Origin of the sequence: Streptomyces sp. NPDC051109, from assembly GCF_044455885.1 — a bacterium.
Classification (GTDB): Bacteria; Actinomycetota; Actinomycetes; order Streptomycetales; family Streptomycetaceae; genus Streptomyces.
Map to the genome: position 1 here is coordinate 530,274 of NZ_JBITFF010000001.1, position 21,048 is coordinate 551,321.

The window sequence follows — 21,048 nt, forward strand, 5'->3', positions numbered from 1 at the left end:
GCAGACACGCCCGGTACCGCCTTGACCACCCGCAGCACAGCCCATCGATGGCTCTCCTCTGCCGCGTCGGCTCTGTCCGCAGACCAGCGGGTCCGCCCGGCGCGCCCGGTCACCATCGGTGTCGCATCTGGCCAGCCGAGGCGAAGGAGCTGCCCGCCCTCTCGGCACCCGGCTGTGGGCGCCCTGATGGCCGTCGTGGGGGGTGCGCTCGTGCGCCGCTCTTTCTGGCCCGAGGTCGTACTCGGCCAGGCCACCTGGGCACCCTGTGCGGGCTGCCGCTCGTGGCTCTTCCGTGGAGCGAGCGCCGCGTCCCTCAGGTCCTGTTCCGGCCGGCACTCGTACCGAACCTGCTCGGCGTCACCCCCACCGGGACAAGGTCTGATCGGCCGGGCTGTGCAACAGCAGGCACCCGGTGCTCAGGCGAGCCGCAGCCCCCGCTGCGCCGGCCGTCCGCGTTCACTCATCACATGGCCCACCGGGAGGAAGCGCGCGGGTCGGGGACGTAGACGCAGTAGGTCCCCGTGCGGATCGTGCGGTCGAGGTGGTCACCGAGGGCCGGAGAGGCCTCGCGGAGGCGGCCGATGGCCTTGCGGACGGCCTGGGTGACGGCGGCGCGGGCCCGTTCGGAGGCGGCCCCGGCGTGCCGGTCGCGCCCGCCGAGCCCGACGGCCCGGGCGAGTTCGTCGATCAGGAATCCCCGTTCGAGTTCTGCCTGTTCCCGTCTGGCGATGTCGTCGTCGGCGCGGGCCTCCTCCATGTCGTCCTCGATCTCGGCGAGCCGCCGGCGGTACATCTGCTTGGCGCGGTCGTCCAGGAGCGGGCCGGCGTCGCCGGCGCGGGCGAGCGCGGCGGCTGCGACGGGGTCGGCGGTGTCGGCGGCCGCGAGGTCGAGGACGTGGAACTCCCGGTCCGGCGCGGCGAGCAGGCGGGCGAGGTGGTGCATGCCCTTGCTGTCGCGGACGGTCAGGCGCCGACCGTCGAAGACGATCTTCCAGTACTCGCCCTCCAGGACGAACGTGTCCGGCCCGGCCGCTTCCCGCCCGGGTGCATCCGGCCCGGCCGCGTCCGCCCGGGGCGCGTCGGCCGCAGGCGCGCGGGCGATCCGTTCGAACTCGGTACGCGCCGCCTCCCGCTCAAGGGCCTCGGCCTGGAGGTTGCCCAGGGCTCGCTGCGCGTCCGCGAGCCGAAGCCGACACTCGGCCGTCTCGAAGGGGGCTCCGACGTCGCTCCAGCCGCGGACGGCGTCGGCGAAGGACACCGACGCGCCGGCCGCATCGCCCTCGGCCAGCAGGACGTCGCCGCCGGCTCGCAGTGCCGATGCGGCGAGCGCCTTGCTTTCGAAGCGGACGGCCACCTCCGCCAGCTCGCGGGCCGCGACCCGCGCCGTCTCCAGGTCGGCGCGGGCGACGGCGATCCTGACCTGCGCGTCCAGCAGCGGTGCCCGCCGCAGCTCGGAGGTGGGGGGCAGCTCCTTCGACGGCACCGGCAGCGGCCGGGCCAGTGCCTCTCGGATCGCGTCAGCCGCGGTGTCGAGGTCGCCGCCGGCGAGCCGGAGCAGCGACAGACCGGGTTCGGGATCCCACCCGAGGCGGTGTGCCGCGCGCAATGCCTCTTCGGCACCGGTCAGGTCGCCGCGCCGCAGGCGGATCCGGCCCAGCTCCGTCAGCGGCCAGCCCATCTCCCGCCGCACGTACGGGCGTAGCTCGTCGCAGGCCGTCAGCACCTGCTGCTCGGCGCTCGCGCACTGGCCCCGCAGGCGCAGGATCTCGGCCCGGTGCACCCGGCACCGGCCGTGCAGGCTGCCGATCGCGTTCGTGCGCGCCCACCGCTCCATCGCCTCGGTCCACTGCTCGGCCAGGTCGTACTGGGCCAGGCCCTGCAGTGCGCAGACCACCTCGCAGTAGACGACCCCGGTCGACAGGGGGTCGAGGTCGCCGGACATCGCCACCGTGCCGGCGTCGCCGAGGAGCTCCAGGCCCCGTTCCACGTCTCCGTCGAGGATCACCAGCCGGGCCTGGGCCACGCGCCCGACCGCCGCTGCCGCCGGATCGCTGCGCGAGCCGGTCTCGATCGCCCGCTCGGCCCAGTCCCGCGCCGCGTCGAGGTCGCCGCTGAGACAGCGCTCGAACGCCCGCACCGCCGCGAACCACGCGTGCGCTCCGGTCACCGGCGTGCGATCGAGGAGGCGCTCCGCGCGGCGCAGCCACCCCCGTACGGGGGCCATGAGCGCGGTGTCGAACAGCAGGTGCATGGCCACCCGTACGGCGGCCCCGGCCGCGGCGGCGTCCTGGCCGAGCCGGGACAGTTCGCCGTGGAGCTGCTCCCAGGTCTCGATCGTGACGTCGAGGTGCCCGGCGGCGTAGGCGACGTCGGCGAATTCGGCGAGCTCCGCCGGACCGAGGCCGCCCGCTTCCCGGGCCGCCAGATACCCGGCGTAGGCGTCCGGCCACGCTCCGCGGGCGGATGCGTTGCGCGCCCGCTCCAGGGCGTTCGCGTCCCCGGCGGCTTGGATCACGGGCAGCCCTCGATCCCAGGATGGCCGGTCACGGCCGTATCGGCTGCGGCGGTACCGGTTACGGCGGTAAGCGTCCTGCTTACGCCTCCATGGTGAGCCACAACCGCACAGGAGGACATCATGGACACCGTCACGGTCAACGGCATCCAGCTGGAACACGAGATCCGCGGAGCCGGGGAGCCGGTCCTGCTCATCAGCCCGGTCCTCGCCGACGGGTTCGTCCCGCTCGTCGCCGAACCGGCACTCGCCGAGCGCCACCAGCTCATCCGCTACCACAAGCGGGGCTGGGGCGGCAGCACCCACACCCTCGGGCCGGTCGCCGTCGCCGACCACGTCGGCGATGCCATCGCGCTCCTCGACCGCCTCGGCATCGAGCGGACCCACGTGGCCGGGCATTCGAGCGGCGCTGCGGTCGCCGCCCAGATGGCCCAGGACCACCCCGACCGCATCGCCACCGTCTCGCTGCTGGAGCTCTCCCTGCTGTCGGTGCCGGCGGGCGCGGCGTTCTTCGCGCAGGCGGCGCCGGCCTTCCAGGCGTACGCGGACGGGGAGCCGGAACGCGCCCTCGGGCTGTTCCTGTCCCTGGTCAGCGGTATGGGCCGGGAGCGCTGCCGGACCCTGCTCGACGAGCGCCTGCCGGGCAGCGTCGAGCAGGCGGTCAAGGACGCCGACACGTTCTTCGGGGTCGAGCTCCCCGCCCTGGGCGAATGGCGGTTCGGCCCGGACGAGGCCGCGAAAATCCGCCAACCGGTGCTTTCCGTGCTGGGAAGCGGCACCCGGCCGCTGTGGGTCGAGGTCGCCGCGTTCCTCGGCTCGAACGTGCCCGATGTCGAGGAGTGCGTCATCGACGGAGTGGGACACCTGCTCCACATCGAGCGGTCCCGGCCGGTCGCCGAGGCGCTGGCCGGGTTCCTGGCCCGCCACCCGTTCACCGGCTGACCGCCCGCGCCTCGACGCGAAGAGCCTCACCCGGTGGGCACGTCCGGCGGTTCCTCAGAGCCGGCAGGCGTGGATCGCCGTGGTGAGGATCGCGCGGGCGCCCAGTGCGTAGAGGTCGTCCATGATCTGCTGCGCCTCCTTGGCCGGGACCATGGCCCGGACGGCGACCCAGCCCTCGTTGTGCAGGGGGGAGACGGTGGGCGCTTCGAGCCCGGGGGTCAGGGCGACCGCGGCCTCCAGGTGTTCTGCCCGGCAGTCGTAGTCCATCATCACGTAGGACCCGGCCACCAGGACGCCCTGAAGGCGCCGCAGGAACTTCCGGGCCCTCGGATCCTCCGTCCCCGGGCGGCGGACGAGGACGGCCTCCGATTCCATGATGGGCTCGCCGATCACTTCGAGACCGGCGTTGCGCAGCGAGGTTCCGGTCTCCACCACGTCGGCGACCACCTGGGCCACGCCCAGCTCGACGGCGGTCTCCACGGCGCCGTCGAGGTGGACGACCGAGGCCTGGATGCCGCTGTTCGCCAGGTGTTTGGCCACGATGTTCTCGTACGAGGTGGCGATCGTCATGCCGTCGAAGTCGGCCGTGTCCCGCGCCGATCCGGGCTTGGCCGCGTAGCGGAACGTCGAGCGGGCGAAGCCGAGCGCCAGGACCTCCTCGGCGTTGACACCCGACTCCAGCAGCAGGTCCCGGCCGGTGATGCCCAGGTCGAGCCGCCCCGTACTGACGTACACGGCGATGTCCCGGGGGCGGAGGTAGAAGAACTCGACCTGGTTCACGGGATCGACCAGGACGAGCTCCTTGGCCTCCTTGCGCTGCCGGTAGCCGGCCTCCCTCAGCATGTCCGAGGCCCGCTCGGACAAGGAGCCCTTGTTGGGAACCGCGATCCTCAGCATCCGTCAGAACTCCTTGTGTGCGAACGGGGGGGTGGCGTGGGGGGCGTGCGGTTAGGGGGTGTCGAAGGTCAGGACCCCGGCCGCCTCCGCGCCGCTGGAGGCGTTGATCGCCGAGGCGGACCTCGGCGGGGCCTGGCGCAGGAACGTGCCGGCGAAGCGGCCGCCGAAGACCAGGGGCGCCAGGACGACCTCGCGCCCGGCCGGGTCGGCTCCGGGCACCTCGACGACGGAGGGTCGCAGCCGGCGCTGGAGGACGTAGGTCTCGCGCGGGTCGGCGAGGCGCTCCTCCAGCAGGGCGCGCCACTGCCCGTCGTCCTGCGTGAATCCGAAGGCGAGGTCCTTGCCCCCGTAGGCCGAGGCGGGTTTGCAGATGAGCTCCTCGCGCTCCGCGAGGGCGCGGTCGAGGGTGTCCGCCCGCAGCCGGAAGGTCTCCGGGACGTGGGCCCGTGCCAGGTCCCGCTCCTTGTCGGTGAGGAGGTGGTCGAACTGCGGCTCGGTGAGCAGGGCCAGGTTGGCCTTGTTGTCGTGGAGGGCGGTCGCCGGGGCGCCGATGAAGTCGATCTTCTCGGCGATGTCGAGCTCCATCAGCCTGCGGGTGAGGGCGGGCGGGACGTACTTCTTGGTCTCGTGCCAGGTGTACATGGTGACGACCACGTCGACCCGCTTGCCCTCGAACGAGGCGCCCTCCTCGTCGAGTTCCAGGTCGGTGACGAGACCGCAGCTGATCTCGTACCCGCCCGAGCGGATCATGTCGACGAAGAAGCGCCGCCCCGAGTCGGAGTCCGCGGGGTTCGCGATCGCCTCGAACACGTGCAGCGGCCGCTCCGTGTCGTGGTCGCGCAGCAGGCCGACGAACATGTCCAGCCAGACGTGCGAGGTGGCGGCGGAGGCCGGGGTGAGTCCGCGCTCCGCGAGGAAGCGGGCGTAGTCCGTGTCGAGTGTGGCCTCGGTGTAGGGGGCGATCGTGCTCATGCCGCCCATCGGCGTGGAGACGTTGAGCTCGACGAGCTGGAGGCCGTCGTCGGTCACGACCAGGTCGGGCCGCATGACCGCCGTGGCCGCGCGGCCCGTGCGCGGGTGGCGCAGGGCGCTGACCATCAGCTCCGCGTCCTCGGCGGGGACGGCGAGGTAGGCGGCCCAGGCCTCCAGGTCGTCGCCGAAGACGCGGCGCGGGAAGTCCGAGACCAGCTCGGCGAGGCGCAGCCCGAGGTCGGTGACCTCGTCGGCGGCGGCCCCGTGGAAGACGACGGGCGGGTACGCGTGGACCCAGCCGGGGCGGTGCAGCCGTTTCTGGAATCGCTCGTTGTCCGCGTCGGCCGCTCCGGTGGCGGCGAACTCCGTCCAGGCGGCGGTGGCCCGCGGGTCGAGCGAGGACCAGGCGGTCACGAGATCTTCCCGGCGTTGCGCAGTGCGGCGAGGACGGCGTTGACGGTCTCGGAGGACTGGTCGACGCCGGTGGCCCGGAAGGAGTAGTTGAGCCCGCCCGGGTTCACCAGGTTGAACTCCATGACGTACGGGTACGCCATGTCGATGCCGGAGTAGAAGATGCCCAGGTCCATCATCCGCTTGCCGAGGGCCCGGACGAACTCGTCCTCCTCCGCGGTCAGGGTGAGTCCCTCGAACTTGGTGCCGAGCGTGACGTTGGCCCGGTCGTCGTTCTCGAAGTGGAAGCGGCGGAAGCCGCAGACCGGGACGTCGCCGGCGATGATCACGCGCTTCTCGTTGCTGCGGACGTTGGGGATGTACTCCTGCACGGCCGTGTACCGCTTGGAGAGCCCGATGATGTTGCGGCTGTACATCTCGTAGCGCGGAACGGCGTTGCCGGTGGCGGCCTGGAGCAGTGCGGGGCGGTTGCGCTCGTTCTTGTTGACGAAGTACACGCCGGCGCCGCAGCCCTCGTTGGTCGGCTTGAGCACCCAGGTGCGGTTCTCGTCGGATTCGACCAGCTCGGTGAGGTACTCGAAGTCGTTCGACACGTAGGAGGCGGGCAGGTGCTCCGCGGGGACCGCCGCACCGAGGGTGATCTTGGAGTTGAGGTAGAAGAGGGCGGAGGCGTCGTTGACGAAGGGGACGCGCTGGTTGAGCAGCCACAGCAGCTGGAAGGAGTCGGCGAGCGCCTCGGGATGGGTGCCGGTGAGGACCCAGACCAGGTCGAAGTCCTCGGCGGAGGCGTAGGACTCGCTCAGCGCGGGGAAGTCGTGGCCGGTCAGGTACTCCTCGCTGAGCCGCACCCGGTCGACGACCACGGTGTTGTCGTGCAGGCAGAGGGTGTCGATGTCGCCGATGTGGACGTCGTGCCCCTCACGGTGGAGCGCGCTGGGAATGATCGAGTGGTTGTCGAGCCGGAACTTCGCTGCCTCTGAGACGAGGACCAGGATCTTGTACGACATGGGAAGTGCCTTTCGGGCGCTGGCGTGTTGGCGTGCTGGTGCGAGGGGGTGGGGGGAGGAAGCGGCGGAGGGGGAGGCTCAGCGGCCGGCGGTGAGGGTGCGTACGGCGAGGTCGAGACGGCTCTCCAGCTCCTCGCGGTTCGCGCCGTGGGCGACCACGAAGCCGTGCCGGTCCCCGGACCGGTGCACCTCCGGGGGGAGTTGGCCCGCCGGGACGGCGATGGCGACCTCCGTGACCCCGGGCAGGGCGGCCACCTCCGCGGTCTCCGCGTCCGTGACCGTGACCGGCGCCGTACGGTCGAAGGTGACGTAGCGGATCCCGGCGACGCGGTCGCGGGTGGGGGCGTCCGGGACGGGCAGGCCGAGGCCGTCGGCCATGGCCTGTTCGAAGACGTCCTCGCCGAGGGCCAGGTCCAGCATGTCGCTGATGCGGTCACCGCCGGGTCGGCCGTGCGACTCGATGAGGCGGGGCCCCTTGGCCGTGAGCATGACCTCGGTGTGCGAGGGGCCCGTACGGTAGCCCGCCGCGTCCAGGGTCGCGGCGACCAGGGCGGCGACGGCCTCCTCGTCCTGCGGGGCGAGCCGTACGGGCAGGGTGTGGCCCGTCTCGACGAATCCGGGGGCGCCGGTGGTCGCCTTCTCCGTGATCGCGAGGATCCGGTGGCCCGCGGACGAGCTCGCCGCCTCCACGCTGTACTCGGTCCCCACGAGGAACTCCTCGACGAGGTGCGGGGACTTGAAGTCCAGTGCGGCCAGGTAGGTGTCGAGCTCCTGCGGTCCCGCGAGCTGACGCACCCCGGCGCTGCCGGTGCCGTCGGCCGGCTTGACGATGCAGGGGTAGCCGATGTGCTCGACGGCCGGGCGGATCTGGCCCTTCTCCGTGCACAGCCGGTACGCGACGGGCGCGCCGGCCCGGTCTGCGACCGCGGACCGCAGCTTCGCCTTGTCCTTGAAGGCCTCCATGGCCTCGGGCGGGTTGCCGGGCCAGCCGAGGCGCCGGTTGACCAGCGCCGCCACGACGCAGCCGAGTTCGCCGAAGCCGAAGCAGCTGACCGGGGCCTGCAGGTCCAGGGCGCGGAGCCGGTCGATGAGGTCCTCGGGGTCGGTCGTCCACGGGGAGTGGAAGGCGAGTCCCGGTCCGTCCGCGGGCAGCGGCCTGCCGGGTTCGGGGACGGTCACGGTGGCGGCGCCCAGTTTCCGGGCCGCGGCCAGGACATGACTGCGGGGATTGAGCAGCACGACGGTCGGCTGTGTGTCAGGCATGGCGCGTACGCACTTTCGGTAGGAGGAGACAGATCGCTGCGGCGGCGAGGGAGGACCCGACCAGCAGCAGCCACACGCCGTTGCCGCCCGGCGCGCTCTGCAGCAGGTAGCCGCCCGCGCTGGAGCCGAAGAGGCTGCCCAGGGCTCCGGCGGCGCTCATCGCGCCGAGGGCGAGTCCGGTGCGGCGGGTGGCGGCGGCGTTGACCGCCTGCTCGTCGAGGCTGGGGCCGATCAGCATCTCCGCCAGCGTGACCGGCACCACGAACGCGAGCAGCGAGTACCACCCGGCGAGCGGTATCAGCGTGGCGTAGGCGCAGGCGAAGGCGAGGAAGCCGAGGACCAGCAGGGTACGGGCGGTGGCGCGGCGGAACACGTGGCGCAGCAGGGTGTACTGGAACAGCACGACGAGCAGGCCGTTGGCCGTGAAGACCACCGAGATCGCCGCCGTGCTGCCGGTCATCTCGTTCGCGGTGATCGGGAGCAGGACGTTGAGCTGGCTGTAGATCGCCCAGTACGCGACCCCCAGTCCGCACAGGGGCAGCCACTGGCGCAGTGTCCACGGCGTGGCGGGCGCCCCGTCCGCCGCCCGCGCGGGGGCGGGGGCCCGTCCCGCGGCGGGCCGGGACCGGGGGGCCGTCACGGACCGTCGAAGGAGCAGGCCGGTACCGAGGACGAGGTGCGAGAGCACGCAGGCCGCCAGGATCCAGCCGAACCCGAGCGGGTACACCGCGGCGCCCAGCGCGGGCCCGGCCACGACGCCGACGTTCACGAACGTCGAGCGCAGCGCGAGCATCGTGCGCGGATCGGTGCCGTCCTGCGAGACGAGCAGCGTCTTGGTCGACAGGCCCAGCAGCGAGCCGCCGACCCCGACGGCGACGATCCCGGCGACGAGCGGCGCCGCGGCGCCGCCGCCGCCGAGCCCGAGGAGCACGTAGCCGAGGACGCGCAGGAGGAAGCCCGCGGACATCACCCGGTGGGCGCCGAACCGGTCGACCAGCAGCCCGGTCAGGAGCGAGAACGCCTGGCCGGAGAAGGCGAGCAGACCGACCAGGAAGCCGGTGCGGCCCGCCGGGATGCCCCGCGCCGTCAGTTCGATGGCCAGCAGGGGCAGGAACATGAAGGTGGTCAGGCCGGTGAAGAGCACCGACACCAGCAGGAGGCGCGCGGTGGGCGACGCCTCTCGCCAGGCGTTCACGGCGCGGGGAGCCGGGCGGGTCCGTCGGCCTCGATGAGGTTGTTCAGGATCCACTCCTCGGCCTGGAGCAGGCGCTGCTCCACCTCGGCGGTGTCGGCTCCGCGGACCAGGGCGAAGCAGAGGTTGGACGTGCTGTTCTGGGCCACGGCCCCGAGCGCGAGCTGCTCGTTGACCTGGTAGTGCTCCACCCAGTCGAACGGCAGGGTCTGCGGTGCGCGCACCGGGCGGCCCTGGGGGACGATGCCGATGGAGCCGCGGAGTTCGGCCGGCGGGGCGGTCGGCGGGGGGTCCACCGGCAGCCCGCAGGACAGCCGCAGCCAGGTGGTGTGCAGATCCAGGCCGTAGGTCAGGCGGGTGAGGGCGGGGATGCGGGAGCCGCCGACGCGCGAGGCGATCTCGCACAGCACGAACTCGTCCTCGGGCGTGCGGAACACCTCAAGGTGGTAGGCGCCGACTTCCGGGGTGTCGAAGGCTTCGAGGACCCGGTCGAGGAACTCCTCCAGCCGCTGGGAGAGTTTGCTGGCCGGGTCGAGCTGGAGGGAGCCGTTGTTCTGGCCGGAGAGGACGCCGAGGCAGTCGCGCAGGTAACGGGAGGAGGCCACGAAGCGGTAGCCGGGCGCCAGGATCGCGTCGACGTGGTAGATCTCGCCGTCGACGAAGTCCTCGACCATGAGGTCCTCGCGCCAGTGGCGGCGGCTGAGCTCCATCAGGTCGTCCTCGTCGCGCAGCACCACGATGTCGCGCGAACCGCCCTGGCTGACCGGCTTGACGACGACCGGGTAGTCGTTCTCGTCGATGAACCGGGTGAGGTCGACGATCGTCGCCAGCCGCGCGTAGCGCGGGGTGGCCACGGTGCGGCCCGCGGTCTGCTTCATGACGACCTTGTCGCGGAACTGCCGTGCGCTGCGCGCTGACTGGCCGGGAATGCCGAGGTCCTCCCGGATGCGCGCGGTCCGTTCGAGGTCGTACTCGTTGTCGGTGATGATGTGGGCGAAGGACCGGGTCCGTGCCAGCTGCCGGATGCGCAGTTCGGCGTAGGGGACGAACTCGCAGTCCTCGACGTGTTCGTAGGAGCCGAGCCCCGCGGTGTGCGCGAGCGGGTTGTGGCTGAAGACGTGGAGCCCGTCCGCCAGCTCGTGGAGCATGGCCGGATAGTCGTGCTGGGCGCCATAATTGATGATGGCGACATCGGTCATGGTGCGGCCTCTGATTCTTTACGGGGGAATTCGGCGATACAGGGTCGGCCGTGCGGGCATTCAGCCCTGCAGGGCGAGCACCGGAAGGTCGTCCTCGACGCTGTACGGCCGTCGGCCCCAGTTCATCGTGCACCAGGGACCGGTCATCTCCTCCAGGGCGGAAATGACCACGGGCCGGTACTCCGGGTCCTTGACGAGCGGTCCGTCGGGCGGGAAGACCTGCTTGATGTAGCGGTGCCCGGGGTCGGCGGCCATGAAGACGACGGGACCGCCGGAGGGCTCGGTGGAGCGGATGTACCGGGCGGCCTGCCAGCCGGCGCCGGCGGACAGCCCGGCGAAGACGCCCGTGGTGGAGAGCAGGTGGCGGCAGCCCGCGGCCGACACGTCGAAGTCGACCCAGTGGATGTCGTCGTAGGCGCTGTAGTCGATGTTGTCGAAGCGGATCCCGCTGCCGATGCCGGCGATGATGAACCCGTCGAGCGGGAAGTTCTCGGAGCCGAAGGAGCGGCTGCCGAACGGCTGGATGCCGGCCACCCGGACGTTGGGGCACGACTCGCGCAGGTAGCGGCTCATCGCGCTGGTCGACGCGCCGGTGCCGACGCCGCCGACCAGGGTCATCTCGGCCCAGCCCAGCTCCTTGAGGAGCAGCTCCGCGACGTGTTCGTAGCCGGCGTAGTGCACGTCGTCGTGGTACTGCTGCATCCAGTACGCGTCCGGATTGCGCCGGAGGTAGTCGTGGACGAGGCGGACGCGGGCCTCCTGGTCGTGCTGGAGGTTGCCTCCGCCGCCGGAGACCTGGTCGTAGGTGGCACCGAGGTACTTGAGCTGGGTCTTGATCCCGTCGTCCACCGCGACGGACGCGAAGACGTGGCACTTCAGTCCCAGTTCCCGGCAGACCAGCGCGAGCGCGTGGCCGTAGATGCCACTGGAGCTGTCGACGAGGGTCTGCCCGGGCCGGATCACCCCGCGCGCCAGCAACTCCTTGACCGCGCGGTAGACCGAGGTCACCTTCATGACCTCGAACCGGAGGACGTATATGCCGTCGCCGAGATCTATCAGATCCGGTTGTGCCATTTTCTCCGTGAATGACGAGAACACCGAACTCCCTGCCTCCTTCCTCTTTTTGCTGTGGGCCTACTGATGCCCAGCAAAAATGAGACCGGTGGCTACCGAACCGTTCCCGGACCATTCCCGGGGTCCGGGAACGAAACGGGAACGGATCATGGCTGAATCGGAGCCCCACAGCCGCCGCCCCACAGCCCCGAGGAGAGCTCCCGTGACATCCGAAGCCGCGCCGGACGGACCGCGCACCGAGCGTGCGGACGTGGCCGGGGCCCACCGGATCGTGGTCAAGATCGGCTCGTCCTCGCTCACCTCGGCCTCCGGGCGGCTCGATCCCGCCCGGCCGGCGGCCCTGGTCGAGGTCCTCGCCGGACTGCACCGGCAGGGCAGGAGCGTCGTCCTGGTCTCCTCCGGCGCCGTCGCGGCGGGACTCGCGCCGCTGGGACTGACCACGCGGCCCACCGAACTGTCCGAGCAGCAGGCGGCGGCCAGTGTCGGCCAGGGGCTGCTCATGGGCACGTACGGCTCGGAGTTCGGCCGTTACGGCATCCAGGTGGGGCAAGTCCTGCTCACGGCCGGGGACATCACCCGCCGCGACCACTACCACAACGCCCGGCGCACCCTGAAGAAGCTCATGCTCATGGGGATCGTGCCGGTCGTCAACGAGAACGACGTGGTCGCCACCCACGAGGTCCGCTTCGGCGACAACGACCGGCTCGCGGCCCTGGTCGCCGAGTTGATCGGCGCGGACCTGCTCGTCCTCCTCTCCGACGTGGAGGCGCTCTACGACGGGGACCCGCTGGACCCCGGCACCGGCCCGGTCTCCGAGATCCGCGGACCCGCCGACCTCGCCGGGATCCGTACGGGCACGCCGGGGCGCTCGGGATTCGGTACGGGCGGCATGGGGGCCAAGGTCCAGGCGGCGATGACCGCCGCGAGCGCCGGGATCCCCGTCGTACTGGCCGCCGCCGGGCAGGCCGCACGGGCGCTGGCGGGCGCGGAGACGGGCACGTACTTCCACGCCGCCCGGCAGCGGCCCGCCGAGCAGCTGTTCTGGCTCGCCCACGCCACGGAGCCGCAGGGCCGCATCGTCCTCGACGCCGCCGCCGTGCGGGACGTACGCGAGCACGGCCGGCCCGTGCTGTGGAGCGGGGTCACCGCCGTCGAGGGTCAGTTCGGCGCGGGTGACCCGGTGGACCTCGCCGACGGCGCGGGCGGACCCGTGGCGCGCGGCCTCGCCCGGCTGGCCTCCGGGGATCTGATCCGGCTGCTCGCCGGGTTCCCCGTACCGCAGGACGGACCCGCAGCCGTGGCGTATCCCGAGGTCGTCGGTGCGCAGGACGTGGCCCTGTTCACGCCGCACGCGTACGCGGGCACGGGCACGGGCACGGGCACGGGCACGGGCACGCGGTGACCGGGCCGGCCGGCCCCTTCTTCTCTTCGTCACTTCCACCACGAGGGAGCAAGTCATGACGTGCAAGGTCGCCGTGCTCGGCGCGGGCAAGATGGGTGAGGCGCTCCTCGGCGGCCTGCTGCGCTCCGGCTGGCCGGCGCGGGCACTCGGGGTCACCTGCCGCCGCAAGAAGCGGGCCGCCGAGATCGAGGCGCGCCACGGGATCGCGGCGCTGGGCAACACGGAGGCCGCAGCATGGGCCGACGTGCTGATCCTCGCGGTGAAGCCGCAGGACATGGGCGCACTGCTGGCGGAGATCGCCCCCGCGATCGCCCCCGGGACGCTGCTGATCAGCGTGGCGGCCGGGCTCACCACGGCCTTCTTCGAGGAGCGGGTCCCGGCCGGCGTCGCGGTGGTGCGGGCGATGCCCAACACGGCGGTCCTGGTGGACGAGGGGATGACCGTGCTCTCGGGCGGCGGCCACGCCTCGCAGCAGGACGTGGAGCAGGCCGCGGACCTGTTCCGCGGCGTCGGCCACACCCTCACCGTGCCCGAGGCCCAGCAGGACGCCGCGACCGCGCTGTCGGGGTCGGGGCCCGCCTACTTCTACTTCCTCGTCGAGGCGATGACCGACGCGGGCGTCCTGCTGGGGCTTCCGCGGGACAAGGCGCACGAGCTCGTCGTGCGCAGCTCCGTGGGTGCCTCGGTCATGCTGCGCGACTCCGGCACCCACCCGGTCAAGCTCCGTGAGGCGGTCACCTCGCCGGCCGGTACCACCATCAGCGCGGTGCGGGAGCTGGAACGGCACGGCGTACGCGCCGCGCTGATGGCGGCCCTGGAGGCCGCCCGCGACCGCAGCAGCGAGCTGGCGGCCTCCTACGCGTGACCGTACGTCCGGGCCGGACCGGACCGGCGTCAGGACGGGAGCCACGTCCGCCACGTGGCCTCGTTCTCCTTCACCCAGCGGGCGGCCGCCTCCTGCGGCGCCAGCTTCTCCTCCGCGATCATCAGCGAGACGTCGTTCTGCATCTCGGTCGTCCAGCGGAACTTCTTCAGGAAGGCTGCGGCGTCGCCCCCGCCGTCCGCGAAGCGGGCGTTGAGGAACTTCCGCAGCGGCGTGTGCGGGTACGCGCAGGCCACCTTCTCCGTGTCGGCGTCGCAGCCCTCCTGGTGCTCGGGCAGCTTCACCTCCGTCATCGGGACCTTCTCGAAGAGCCACTGGGGCTTGTACCAGTAGCTCAGGAACGGCTTCTTCTCCTTGGCGAACTGCTTGATCTGCGTGATCTGCGCCGCCTCGGAGCCCGCGAAGACGACCTGGTAGTCCAGGCCCAGGTTCTTCACGAGCGCCTTGTCGTTCGTGACGTAGGAGGGGGAGCCGTCCATCAGCTGGCCCTTGCCGCCGCTCTCCGCGGTCCGGAAGTCGTTCGCGTACTTGTTGAGGTTCTTCCAGTCGGTGACGTCCGGATGCTGCTCGGCGAAGTACGTCGGCACGAACCAGCCGATGTGGCCGGTCACTCCGAGCTCGCCTCCCGGCTTGATCGTCTCCTTGTCGTCGACGTACCGCTTCTCCTGCTCGGGGTGGCCCCAGTCCTCCAGGATGGCGTCCACCCGGCCCTGGCTGAGCGCGTCCCAGGCGGGCACCTCGTCGATCTGGACGGTGTCCACGCGGTAGCCGAGCTCGTGCTCCAGCAGGTACTGGGCGACGGCCACGTTGGCCTGCGCGCCCACCCACGACTGCACGGACAGGGTGACCGTGCGGGAGCCCTTCGCGTCGGCGTACGGGGAGGCCTGGCGGGTCATGTCGGCGGCGCCGCAGCCGGTGAGGGCCGTCAGGGCGACGGTGGCGGTGGCGGCCGCCGCGAGTGCGGCGAGGCGTGTGCGAGCCATCTCAGGCCCCCTTTCCGGCGAGGTCGCGGCGTTGCGTGGGCTGGGTGACGCGGTCGAGCATCAGGCCGAGGCAGACGATCGCCGCGCCCGCGACCAGTCCGGTCGCCAGGTCGCCCTGGGCGAGACCGAAGACGGCGTCGTAGCCGAGCGCACCGCCGCCCACGAGGCCGCCGATGACGACCACGGCGAGGACCAGCACCACGCCCTGGTTGACGGCCAGCAGCAGCGCGGGCCGGGCCAGCGGCAGCTGGACCTGCAGCAGTTGCTGGCGGCCGGTCGCGCCCAGCGACCGCGAGGACTCCACAGCGGCCGGGTTCACCGCGCGCACGCCCTGCGCCGTGATCCGTACCACCGCGGGCAGCGCGTAGACCACGGCGGCCGCGACCGCCGGGGCGCGGCCCACTCCGAACAGGGCGACCACGGGGATCAGGTACACGAACTGCGGCATCGTCTGGAAGACGTCGAGGACGGGGCGCAGCGCGCGACCCAGGCGGTTGCTGCGCGCCGCGGCGACGCCGAGTCCGACGCCGAGGAGCAGGGTCACGGCGACGGCGGCCAGTACCTGGGACAGCGTGTCGAGCGCCGGGTCCCAGACGCCGAGCACGCCGATCGCGGCCATGGCGAGGACCGCGGTCACGGCGGTGCGCCAGGTGCCGATGAGCAGGGCGAGGGTGCCTACGGCCAGCAGGACCGCCCACCAGGGAAGCCACTGCAGGCCGTGGCGCAGCGGGTTGAGGACCCACGTGGTGAAGTGTCCGGCCCACTCGGCGGTGCCGCCGAGGACGGGCACGCCGGAGTAGAGGTGGGCGGTCATCCAGTCGACTGCCCGGTTGACGGGTTCGGCGATGCCCACCGTCCACCCGTCGGGCCACGAGAGCCGGTCGGACAGGCGCCCTGCGACGGCGACGGCGGCGGTCACCGCGGCCGCGAGGGCCCAGCCGAGCCGGGACCGGCGGGCACCGGCCGCGCCGATCCGCTCCCCCGCCGCGGCGGTGACCCGGTCCAGGACGATGGCGAGCAGCACGATCGGCACACCGGCGGCGAGCGCGGCGCCGACGTCGACGGAGGCCAGCGCCTGGTACACGCGGTCGCCGAGGCCGCCCGCGCCGATGACGGAAGCGATCACGGCCATGCCGAGCGCCATCATGATCGACTGGTTGACGCCGAGCAGCAGTTCCTTGCGGGCCAGCGGCAGCCGGGCCGTCAGCAGCCGCTGCCGGCCGGTGGCGCCGAGGGAGGTGGCGGCCTCCACGACGCCGGCGTCCGCGTCGCGCAGACCGAGCGCGGTGAGGCGGGCCATGGGCGGGGCGGCGTAGATGACGGTGGCGAGGACGGCGGCGGGCACGCCGATGCCGAAGACCAGGACGACGGGCAGGAGGTACGCGAAGGCCGGCAGCACCTGCATGGTGTCCAGCACGGGCCGCAGGATGCGGTGCATCCGGTCCGACAGGCCCGCGGCCAGCCCGAGGAGGCCTCCGAGCAGTACGGACGCGGCGACGGCGACGGCCATCAGGGCGAGGGTCTGGAGGGTCGGCACCCACATGCCGAGCAGTCCGCACACGGCGAAGGCGGCGACGGAGGTCAGCGCGAGCCGGACTCCCGCGACGCGCCAGGCCAGCAGTCCTGCGGCGGCGGTGACGCCGGCCCAGCCGAGGGCGAGCAGCGCCAGGTACACCGCGCGGACGGACACGACCACGACGTTGCTGACGTGGCCGAGGAAGTAGAGGAAGAGCGGGTGGCCGTCACGGTTGTCGATGATCCAGTCGCTGGCGCGGTCGAGCGGCCCGGACAGGTCGACGGAGAGCGGTGCCGGCCAGCTGCCGCCGCCCAAGAGCAGGGAACCGAGGACGAGTGCGAGGGCCGCGCCCGCGCCGATCAGCCGGCCGCGATGGCGCGCGAGGGCGCGCAGCGCACCGGGCCCGGTGCCGCCGGCGGTCGTGGAACCCGTAGGGGCGGGTGTGGTGGCGGGGGTGGTGGCGGTGGCGGTCATCGGCCCCACCGTCCGGCGACGGCGCCGGTCGTGCCGCCCGGCGGCGGCCAGGTCGTATGGGCGTACATCAGGCCACCGCCTTTCCCGTCGCGACCGGGACCCCGGCGACGACACCGAGCAGTCCCGCGTGGTCGACCACGCCGAGGCACCGGCCGCCTTCGACGACCCGCGCGTTCTCGCCCGTACGGGCGACGGCTTCGATGGCCTCGTGGACGGTGGCACCGGGGGCGAGCGCGGGGCCGGCCTCGTGCTCGCCGGCGAGGGCGGGGCGCATCGCCGAGCGGACGGTCAGCACCTGCTCGCGCGGTACGTCGCGGACGAAGTCCCTGACGTAGTCGTCGGCGGGGGTGCCCACGATCTCCTCCGGAGTCCCGAGCTGCACGATCTGCCCGTCGCGCATCAGCGCGATGCGGTCGCCGAGCTTCAGGGCCTCGCTCAGGTCGTGCGTGATGAAGACCATCGTGCGTCCCTCCTCCCGGTGCAGGCGTACGACCTCCTCCTGCATGTCCCGTCGGATGAGCGGGTCCAGCGCGCTGAACGGCTCGTCGAACAGCAGGACTTCGGGGTCGACGGCGAGGGCGCGGGCGAGGCCCACGCGCTGCTGCTGGCCGCCGGACAACTGGCCCGGCCTGCGCTGCTCCATGCCGTCCAGGCCGACCTTGGTGACGAACTCGGCCGCCCGCTCGCGCCGTTCGCCGCGCCCCACGCCCTGGATCTCCAGTCCGTAGGCGACGTTGTCGAGGACCGTGCGGTGCGGCAGCAGTCCGAAGTGCTGGAAGACCATCGCCGCCCGGTGCCGGCGCAGCTCGCGGAGCCGGCCGGTGTCCATGGACAGCACGTCCTCCCCGTCGATGGAGATCGTGCCCGAGGTCGGCTCGATGAGCCGGGTCAGGCAGCGTACGAGCGTCGACTTGCCCGAGCCCGACAGGCCCATGACGACGAAGACCTCGCCCTTTTTGACGTCGAAGGAGACGTCGCGGACGGCGGCCGTGCAGCCGGTGCGCTCGCGCAGCTCGGCGGCGTCGAGGGCCGCGAGCTCCGGGTCGGCGGGCACGCGGTCGGCCTTCGGACCGAAGACCTTCCACAGGTCCCGTACGGAGAAGACGGACTGGGCGGGGGTGGTGGGGGTGTGCGGAGCGCTCATCGGGTGGTGCCTCCCAGCAGGTCGGCGCATTTCTCGCCGACCATGAGGACGCCGATCATCGGGTTCACGGCGGTCATGGTGGGGAAAACGGACGCGTCGGCGATCCGGATGCCGTCGAGGCCCCGGATCCGCAGGTCGGGTGCGACGACGGCGAGTTCGTCGTCGGCGGCGCCCATCTTGCAGGTGCCGGCGGGGTGGTAGACGGTGTGCGCGACGTGGCGCGCGTACGCGCTGAGTTCCTCGTCGGAGGTCACCTCGGGCCCGGGGCACACCTCGCGCTTCAGCCATCCGGCCAGCGGCTCGCTCTCGGCGATCTTCCGGGCGATGCGGATGCCGTCGACGAGGGTTTGGCCGTCGTAGTCGTCCTCGTCGGTGAAGTACCGGAAGTCGAGGGCGGGCTTGCCCTCGGGGTCGGCGCTCGTCAGGTAGAGCCGGCCGCGGCTGCGCGGCTTGGGGATGTTCGGGGTCATCGACACGCCGTGCGCGGGCCGTTCGTAGCCCAGCCGCTCGGGGTTGTCGGTGAAGGGGATCTGGTAGAAGTGGAACATCAGGTCAGGGCCCTCGGAGGCCGGGTCCCGGCGGACGAACAGCCCGGCGTCGGAGTCCATCGCGGAGTTTTCCGGGATCGGTCCGTGCGTCTCCCAGACGATGACCGACTCGGGGTGGTCGAGCAGGTTCTCCCCCACGCCCGGCAGGTCGTGCACGACGGGGATGCCCAGCTTCTCCAGGTCGGCGCGCGGCCCGATGCCCGAGTGCAGCAGCAGGCGCGGGGTGTCCACGGCCCCGGCGCACACCAGGACCTCGCGCCGGGCGCGCACGACGTGCTCCTCGCCCTCCTTGGTGCGGACGTGCACGCCGGTGGCGCGGGTGCCCTCCAGCTCCAGCCGGAACGCCCAGGTCTCCAGGGCGATGTGCAGGTTCGGCCGGTCCAGGAAGGGGTGCAGGTAGGCGACGGAGGCGGAGGAGCGCTTGTTGTTCTCCGGGTGGTAGGCCAGGTCGAAGAAGCCGGCTCCCTCGTGGAAGGGAGCCCGGTTGAAGCCCTCGACGCGCGGTACGCCGAGTGCGGTCTGCGCGGCGTCGACGAAGTCCCGGGCGATCGCGTTCCGGTCGGCCTCGTCGACGGGGACGATGTTGTTGCGCAGCCGGGCGAAGTAGGGATCCATGGCGGCCGCGTCCCACCCCTCGGCACCGGCCTGCGCCCACTCGTCCCAGTCGGAGGGCAGCGGCTTGAACGCGATGAGGGTGTTGTGCGAGGAGCAGCCGCCCAGCACTCGCGCGCGGCTGTGGCGGATGTGCGAGTTGCCCCGGGGCTGCTCGGTGGTGGGGTAGTCGTAGTCCAGCTCGCCGCCGAGCAGGCCCATCCAGCGGCGCAGGGTCAGGACGTCGTCGCGGCCGACGTCGCTGGGGCCGCCCTCGATGACGGCGACGCTGACGTCCGGGTCCTCGGTCAGCCGGGAGGCGATCACGGAACCGGCGGTGCCGCCGCCGACGACGACGTAGTCGTACACGTGCTGGTCGTTCATGCCCGGTCCTTCTCCGTCGCGCCCGCGAACCAGCGCACGGGGCGCGGGGCGAGGTTCTGGTAGATGTGCTTGGCCTCGCGGTACTCGCCGAGGCCGCCGGGGCCCAGTTCGCGGCCGATGCCGGACTTCCCGAAGCCGCCCCATTCCGCCTGCGGCAGGTAGGGGTGGAAGTCGTTGATCCAGACGGTGCCGTGGCGCAGCGCGGCCGCGACCCGCCGGGCCCGGTCGCCGTCGGAGGTCCACACCGCTCCGGCGAGTCCGTATTCGGTGTCGTTGGCGAGGGCGACGGCCTCTTCCTCGGTGCGGAAGGTCTCCACGGTGAGGACGGGTCCGAAGACCTCCTCGCGGACGACGCGCATGCCGCGGTGGCAGCGGTCCAGGACCGTGGGCCGGTAGAAGTAGCCGGGGCCGTCCGGCTTCTCGCCGCCCGCGCGCAGGACAGCGCCCTCGGCGAGGGCGGAGGCCACGTACTCCTCGGTGCGCGCCAGCTGGGCGGCGGAGACCAGCGGTCCGCATTCGACGCCCTCGTCGGTGCCGCGCCCCAGGCGGATCAGCTGTGCGCGGCGGGCGAGCTCGGCGACGAACCGGTCGCGCAGGGGCTCCTCGACGATGAGGCGGGAGCCGGCGGAGCAGACCTGGCCGCTGTGGATGAAGGCGGCGTTCAGCGCCTGGTCGACGGCGGTGTCGAACGCCTCGGGCGTGGAACAGGCGTCGGCGAACACCACGTTGGGGTTCTTGCCGCCGAGTTCGAGGGCGACCTTCTTCACGCTGTCGGCAGCCGCCTTCGCCACCTTGGTGCCGCTGACGAGACCGCCCGTGAACGAGATGAGGTCGACGTCGGGGTGTTCGGCGAGCCGGGCGCCGACCGTGCCGCCGGGGCCGGTGACGATGTTGGCCGCGCCGAGCGGAAGTCCGGCTTCCAGCAGCAGTTCGATCAGTGCGACGGTGGTCAGCGGGGTGATCTCGCTGGGCTTGATCACGAACGTGTTGCCGGCGGCGAGGGCGGGCGCGATCTTCCAGCTGGCCTGGAGCAGCGGGTAGTTCCACGGCGTGATCAGTGCGCAGACCCCGACCGGCTCGTGCACGACGACGCTGCGGATCTCGTCCGAGCCGGCGTCGACGACCCGTCCGCCGTTCTCGTTCTCCACGAGGTCGGCGAAGTAGAGGAAGGCGTCGCGGACGCAGTCGACGTCGACGCGGCCCTCCTCCAGGGTTTTGCCCGCGTCCTGGCTCTCCAGGGCGCCGATCCGCTCGCGGTCGCGCTCCAGCAGAGCGGCGACCCGCCGCAGCAGGGCGGCACGCTCGGCGACCGGCGTACGCGGCCAGGCACCGTCGTCGAACGCGGCCCGGGCCGCAGCCACGGCTTCGTCGGTGTCCTGGACGCCGCCCTCCGCCACGACCGCGAAGGCGGTCGCGTCGACGGGGTCGATGATCTCGCGCGTGGCGCCGGAGAGGGCTGCGCGCCACTCTCCGCCCACATGGATGCTCTGTTGTGCTGCGGTCACGTTGCGTATTGCCTTTCGTCCTCTGAATCCCCCTGCCGGTTGCACCGACCCGGTCCGGCCGCGTGCCCAGGGCCCGGACATCCATGCGCAATGCCTTGCGGAGAGTGATCTTGTTCACCCCCGAAGATGGGGCAAATGCGGACATGAAA

Annotated in this window: 16 protein-coding genes; 3 read left to right on the forward strand and 13 right to left on the reverse strand. The window is 72.3% G+C overall.

Going from position 1 to position 21,048, the window contains the following annotated elements:
* Positions 1–463: 463 nt before the first annotated feature.
* Positions 464–2,515 carry a transcriptional regulator gene (locus tag ACIBAD_RS02255; RefSeq protein WP_398903802.1) on the reverse strand — a complete coding sequence of 684 codons (2,052 nt, stop codon included), beginning with the start codon at positions 2,513–2,515 and terminating at the stop codon, positions 464–466.
* A gap of 120 nt (positions 2,516–2,635) precedes the next feature.
* Here ACIBAD_RS02255 and ACIBAD_RS02260 point away from each other — a divergent pair, with 120 nt between their 5' ends.
* Positions 2,636–3,454 (forward strand): alpha/beta fold hydrolase, encoded by an 819-nt coding sequence (locus tag ACIBAD_RS02260; protein WP_398903804.1) that lies wholly within the window; start codon positions 2,636–2,638, stop codon positions 3,452–3,454.
* A 54-nt stretch (positions 3,455–3,508) separates the two neighbouring features.
* On the opposite strand, the gene hisG is transcribed toward ACIBAD_RS02260, so the two are convergent.
* The 7 genes from hisG to ACIBAD_RS02295 form a co-directional block, all read right to left on the reverse strand.
* A complete protein-coding gene (gene hisG, locus ACIBAD_RS02265; protein ID WP_134068257.1) occupies positions 3,509–4,351 on the reverse strand; it encodes an ATP phosphoribosyltransferase in 843 nt (280 codons plus the stop codon).
* A 51-nt stretch (positions 4,352–4,402) separates the two neighbouring features.
* Positions 4,403–5,737 carry a hypothetical protein gene (locus ACIBAD_RS02270; RefSeq protein ID WP_398903806.1) on the reverse strand — a complete coding sequence of 445 codons (1,335 nt, stop codon included), beginning with the start codon at positions 5,735–5,737 and terminating at the stop codon, positions 4,403–4,405.
* Complete coding sequence (locus ACIBAD_RS02275; protein ID WP_134068259.1) at positions 5,734–6,741, reverse strand: glutathione synthase; 1,008 nt, start codon at positions 6,739–6,741, stop codon at positions 5,734–5,736. Before ACIBAD_RS02275 ends, ACIBAD_RS02270 begins: the two co-directional genes overlap by 4 nt.
* A gap of 78 nt (positions 6,742–6,819) precedes the next feature.
* Positions 6,820–8,004, reverse strand: coding sequence for an ATP-grasp domain-containing protein (locus ACIBAD_RS02280; protein WP_398903808.1), 1,185 nt, complete (start codon positions 8,002–8,004; stop codon positions 6,820–6,822).
* Positions 7,997–9,199: an MFS transporter gene (locus ACIBAD_RS02285; RefSeq protein WP_398903810.1), complete on the reverse strand. Its 1,203-nt coding sequence runs from the start codon at positions 9,197–9,199 to the stop codon at positions 7,997–7,999. The genes ACIBAD_RS02280 and ACIBAD_RS02285 overlap by 8 nt, the downstream gene beginning before the upstream one ends.
* Entirely contained in the window at positions 9,196–10,395 is a 1,200-nt protein-coding gene (locus ACIBAD_RS02290) for an acetyl-CoA carboxylase biotin carboxylase subunit family protein (protein WP_398903812.1), read from the reverse strand. Before ACIBAD_RS02290 ends, ACIBAD_RS02285 begins: the two co-directional genes overlap by 4 nt.
* 60 nt (positions 10,396–10,455) lie before the next feature.
* Positions 10,456–11,469 (reverse strand): pyridoxal-phosphate dependent enzyme, encoded by a 1,014-nt coding sequence (locus tag ACIBAD_RS02295; RefSeq protein WP_134068264.1) that lies wholly within the window; start codon positions 11,467–11,469, stop codon positions 10,456–10,458.
* Between the two features lie 250 nt (positions 11,470–11,719).
* Here ACIBAD_RS02295 and proB point away from each other — a divergent pair, with 250 nt between their 5' ends.
* Positions 11,720–12,871 carry a glutamate 5-kinase gene (gene proB / locus ACIBAD_RS02300; RefSeq protein ID WP_398903971.1) on the forward strand — a complete coding sequence of 384 codons (1,152 nt, stop codon included), beginning with the start codon at positions 11,720–11,722 and terminating at the stop codon, positions 12,869–12,871.
* A gap of 55 nt (positions 12,872–12,926) precedes the next feature.
* Positions 12,927–13,736, forward strand: a complete 810-nt coding sequence (gene proC / locus ACIBAD_RS02305) for a pyrroline-5-carboxylate reductase (protein ID WP_134068265.1) — start codon at positions 12,927–12,929, stop codon at positions 13,734–13,736.
* A 29-nt stretch (positions 13,737–13,765) separates the two neighbouring features.
* Here the strand turns inward: proC and ACIBAD_RS02310 are convergent, their stop codons facing one another.
* The 5 genes from ACIBAD_RS02310 to ACIBAD_RS02330 all read right to left on the reverse strand — a co-directional run bounded on the left by ACIBAD_RS02310 (position 13,766) and on the right by ACIBAD_RS02330 (position 20,899).
* A complete protein-coding gene (locus ACIBAD_RS02310) occupies positions 13,766–14,737 on the reverse strand; it encodes an ABC transporter substrate-binding protein (protein ID WP_398903815.1) in 972 nt (323 codons plus the stop codon).
* A 1-nt stretch (position 14,738) separates the two neighbouring features.
* Positions 14,739–16,727: an ABC transporter permease subunit gene (locus tag ACIBAD_RS02315; RefSeq protein ID WP_398903817.1), complete on the reverse strand. Its 1,989-nt coding sequence runs from the start codon at positions 16,725–16,727 to the stop codon at positions 14,739–14,741.
* A 67-nt stretch (positions 16,728–16,794) separates the two neighbouring features.
* The gene (locus ACIBAD_RS02320) at positions 16,795–17,871 is read right to left on the reverse strand and encodes a glycine betaine/L-proline ABC transporter ATP-binding protein (RefSeq protein ID WP_398903819.1); all 1,077 of its coding nucleotides are present in this window, start codon (positions 17,869–17,871) and stop codon (positions 16,795–16,797) included.
* Positions 17,868–19,394 carry a GMC family oxidoreductase gene (locus tag ACIBAD_RS02325; protein ID WP_398903821.1) on the reverse strand — a complete coding sequence of 509 codons (1,527 nt, stop codon included), beginning with the start codon at positions 19,392–19,394 and terminating at the stop codon, positions 17,868–17,870. Before ACIBAD_RS02325 ends, ACIBAD_RS02320 begins: the two co-directional genes overlap by 4 nt.
* Positions 19,391–20,899: an aldehyde dehydrogenase family protein gene (locus tag ACIBAD_RS02330; RefSeq protein WP_398903824.1), complete on the reverse strand. Its 1,509-nt coding sequence runs from the start codon at positions 20,897–20,899 to the stop codon at positions 19,391–19,393. Before ACIBAD_RS02330 ends, ACIBAD_RS02325 begins: the two co-directional genes overlap by 4 nt.
* Between the last annotated feature and the right edge of the window lie 149 nt (positions 20,900–21,048).

Bases quoted from the DNA above. Each gene is read 5' to 3' on its own strand.
- ACIBAD_RS02280 (WP_398903808.1), bottom strand. From the start codon at position 8,004: ATGCCTGACACACAGCCGACCGTCGTGCTGCTCAATCCCCGCAGTCAT.
- ACIBAD_RS02310 (WP_398903815.1), bottom strand. From the start codon at position 14,737: ATGGCTCGCACACGCCTCGCCGCACTCGCGGCGGCCGCCACCGCCACC.
- ACIBAD_RS02325 (WP_398903821.1), bottom strand. From the start codon at position 19,394: ATGAACGACCAGCACGTGTACGACTACGTCGTCGTCGGCGGCGGCACC.
- ACIBAD_RS02260 (WP_398903804.1), top strand. From the start codon at position 2,636: ATGGACACCGTCACGGTCAACGGCATCCAGCTGGAACACGAGATCCGC.
- hisG (WP_134068257.1), bottom strand. From the start codon at position 4,351: ATGCTGAGGATCGCGGTTCCCAACAAGGGCTCCTTGTCCGAGCGGGCC.
- ACIBAD_RS02275 (WP_134068259.1), bottom strand. From the start codon at position 6,741: ATGTCGTACAAGATCCTGGTCCTCGTCTCAGAGGCAGCGAAGTTCCGG.
- ACIBAD_RS02315 (WP_398903817.1), bottom strand. From the start codon at position 16,727: ATGACCGCCACCGCCACCACCCCCGCCACCACACCCGCCCCTACGGGT.
- proC (WP_134068265.1), top strand. From the start codon at position 12,927: ATGACGTGCAAGGTCGCCGTGCTCGGCGCGGGCAAGATGGGTGAGGCG.
- ACIBAD_RS02290 (WP_398903812.1), bottom strand. From the start codon at position 10,395: ATGACCGATGTCGCCATCATCAATTATGGCGCCCAGCACGACTATCCG.
- ACIBAD_RS02320 (WP_398903819.1), bottom strand. From the start codon at position 17,871: ATGAGCGCTCCGCACACCCCCACCACCCCCGCCCAGTCCGTCTTCTCC.
- ACIBAD_RS02295 (WP_134068264.1), bottom strand. From the start codon at position 11,469: ATGGCACAACCGGATCTGATAGATCTCGGCGACGGCATATACGTCCTC.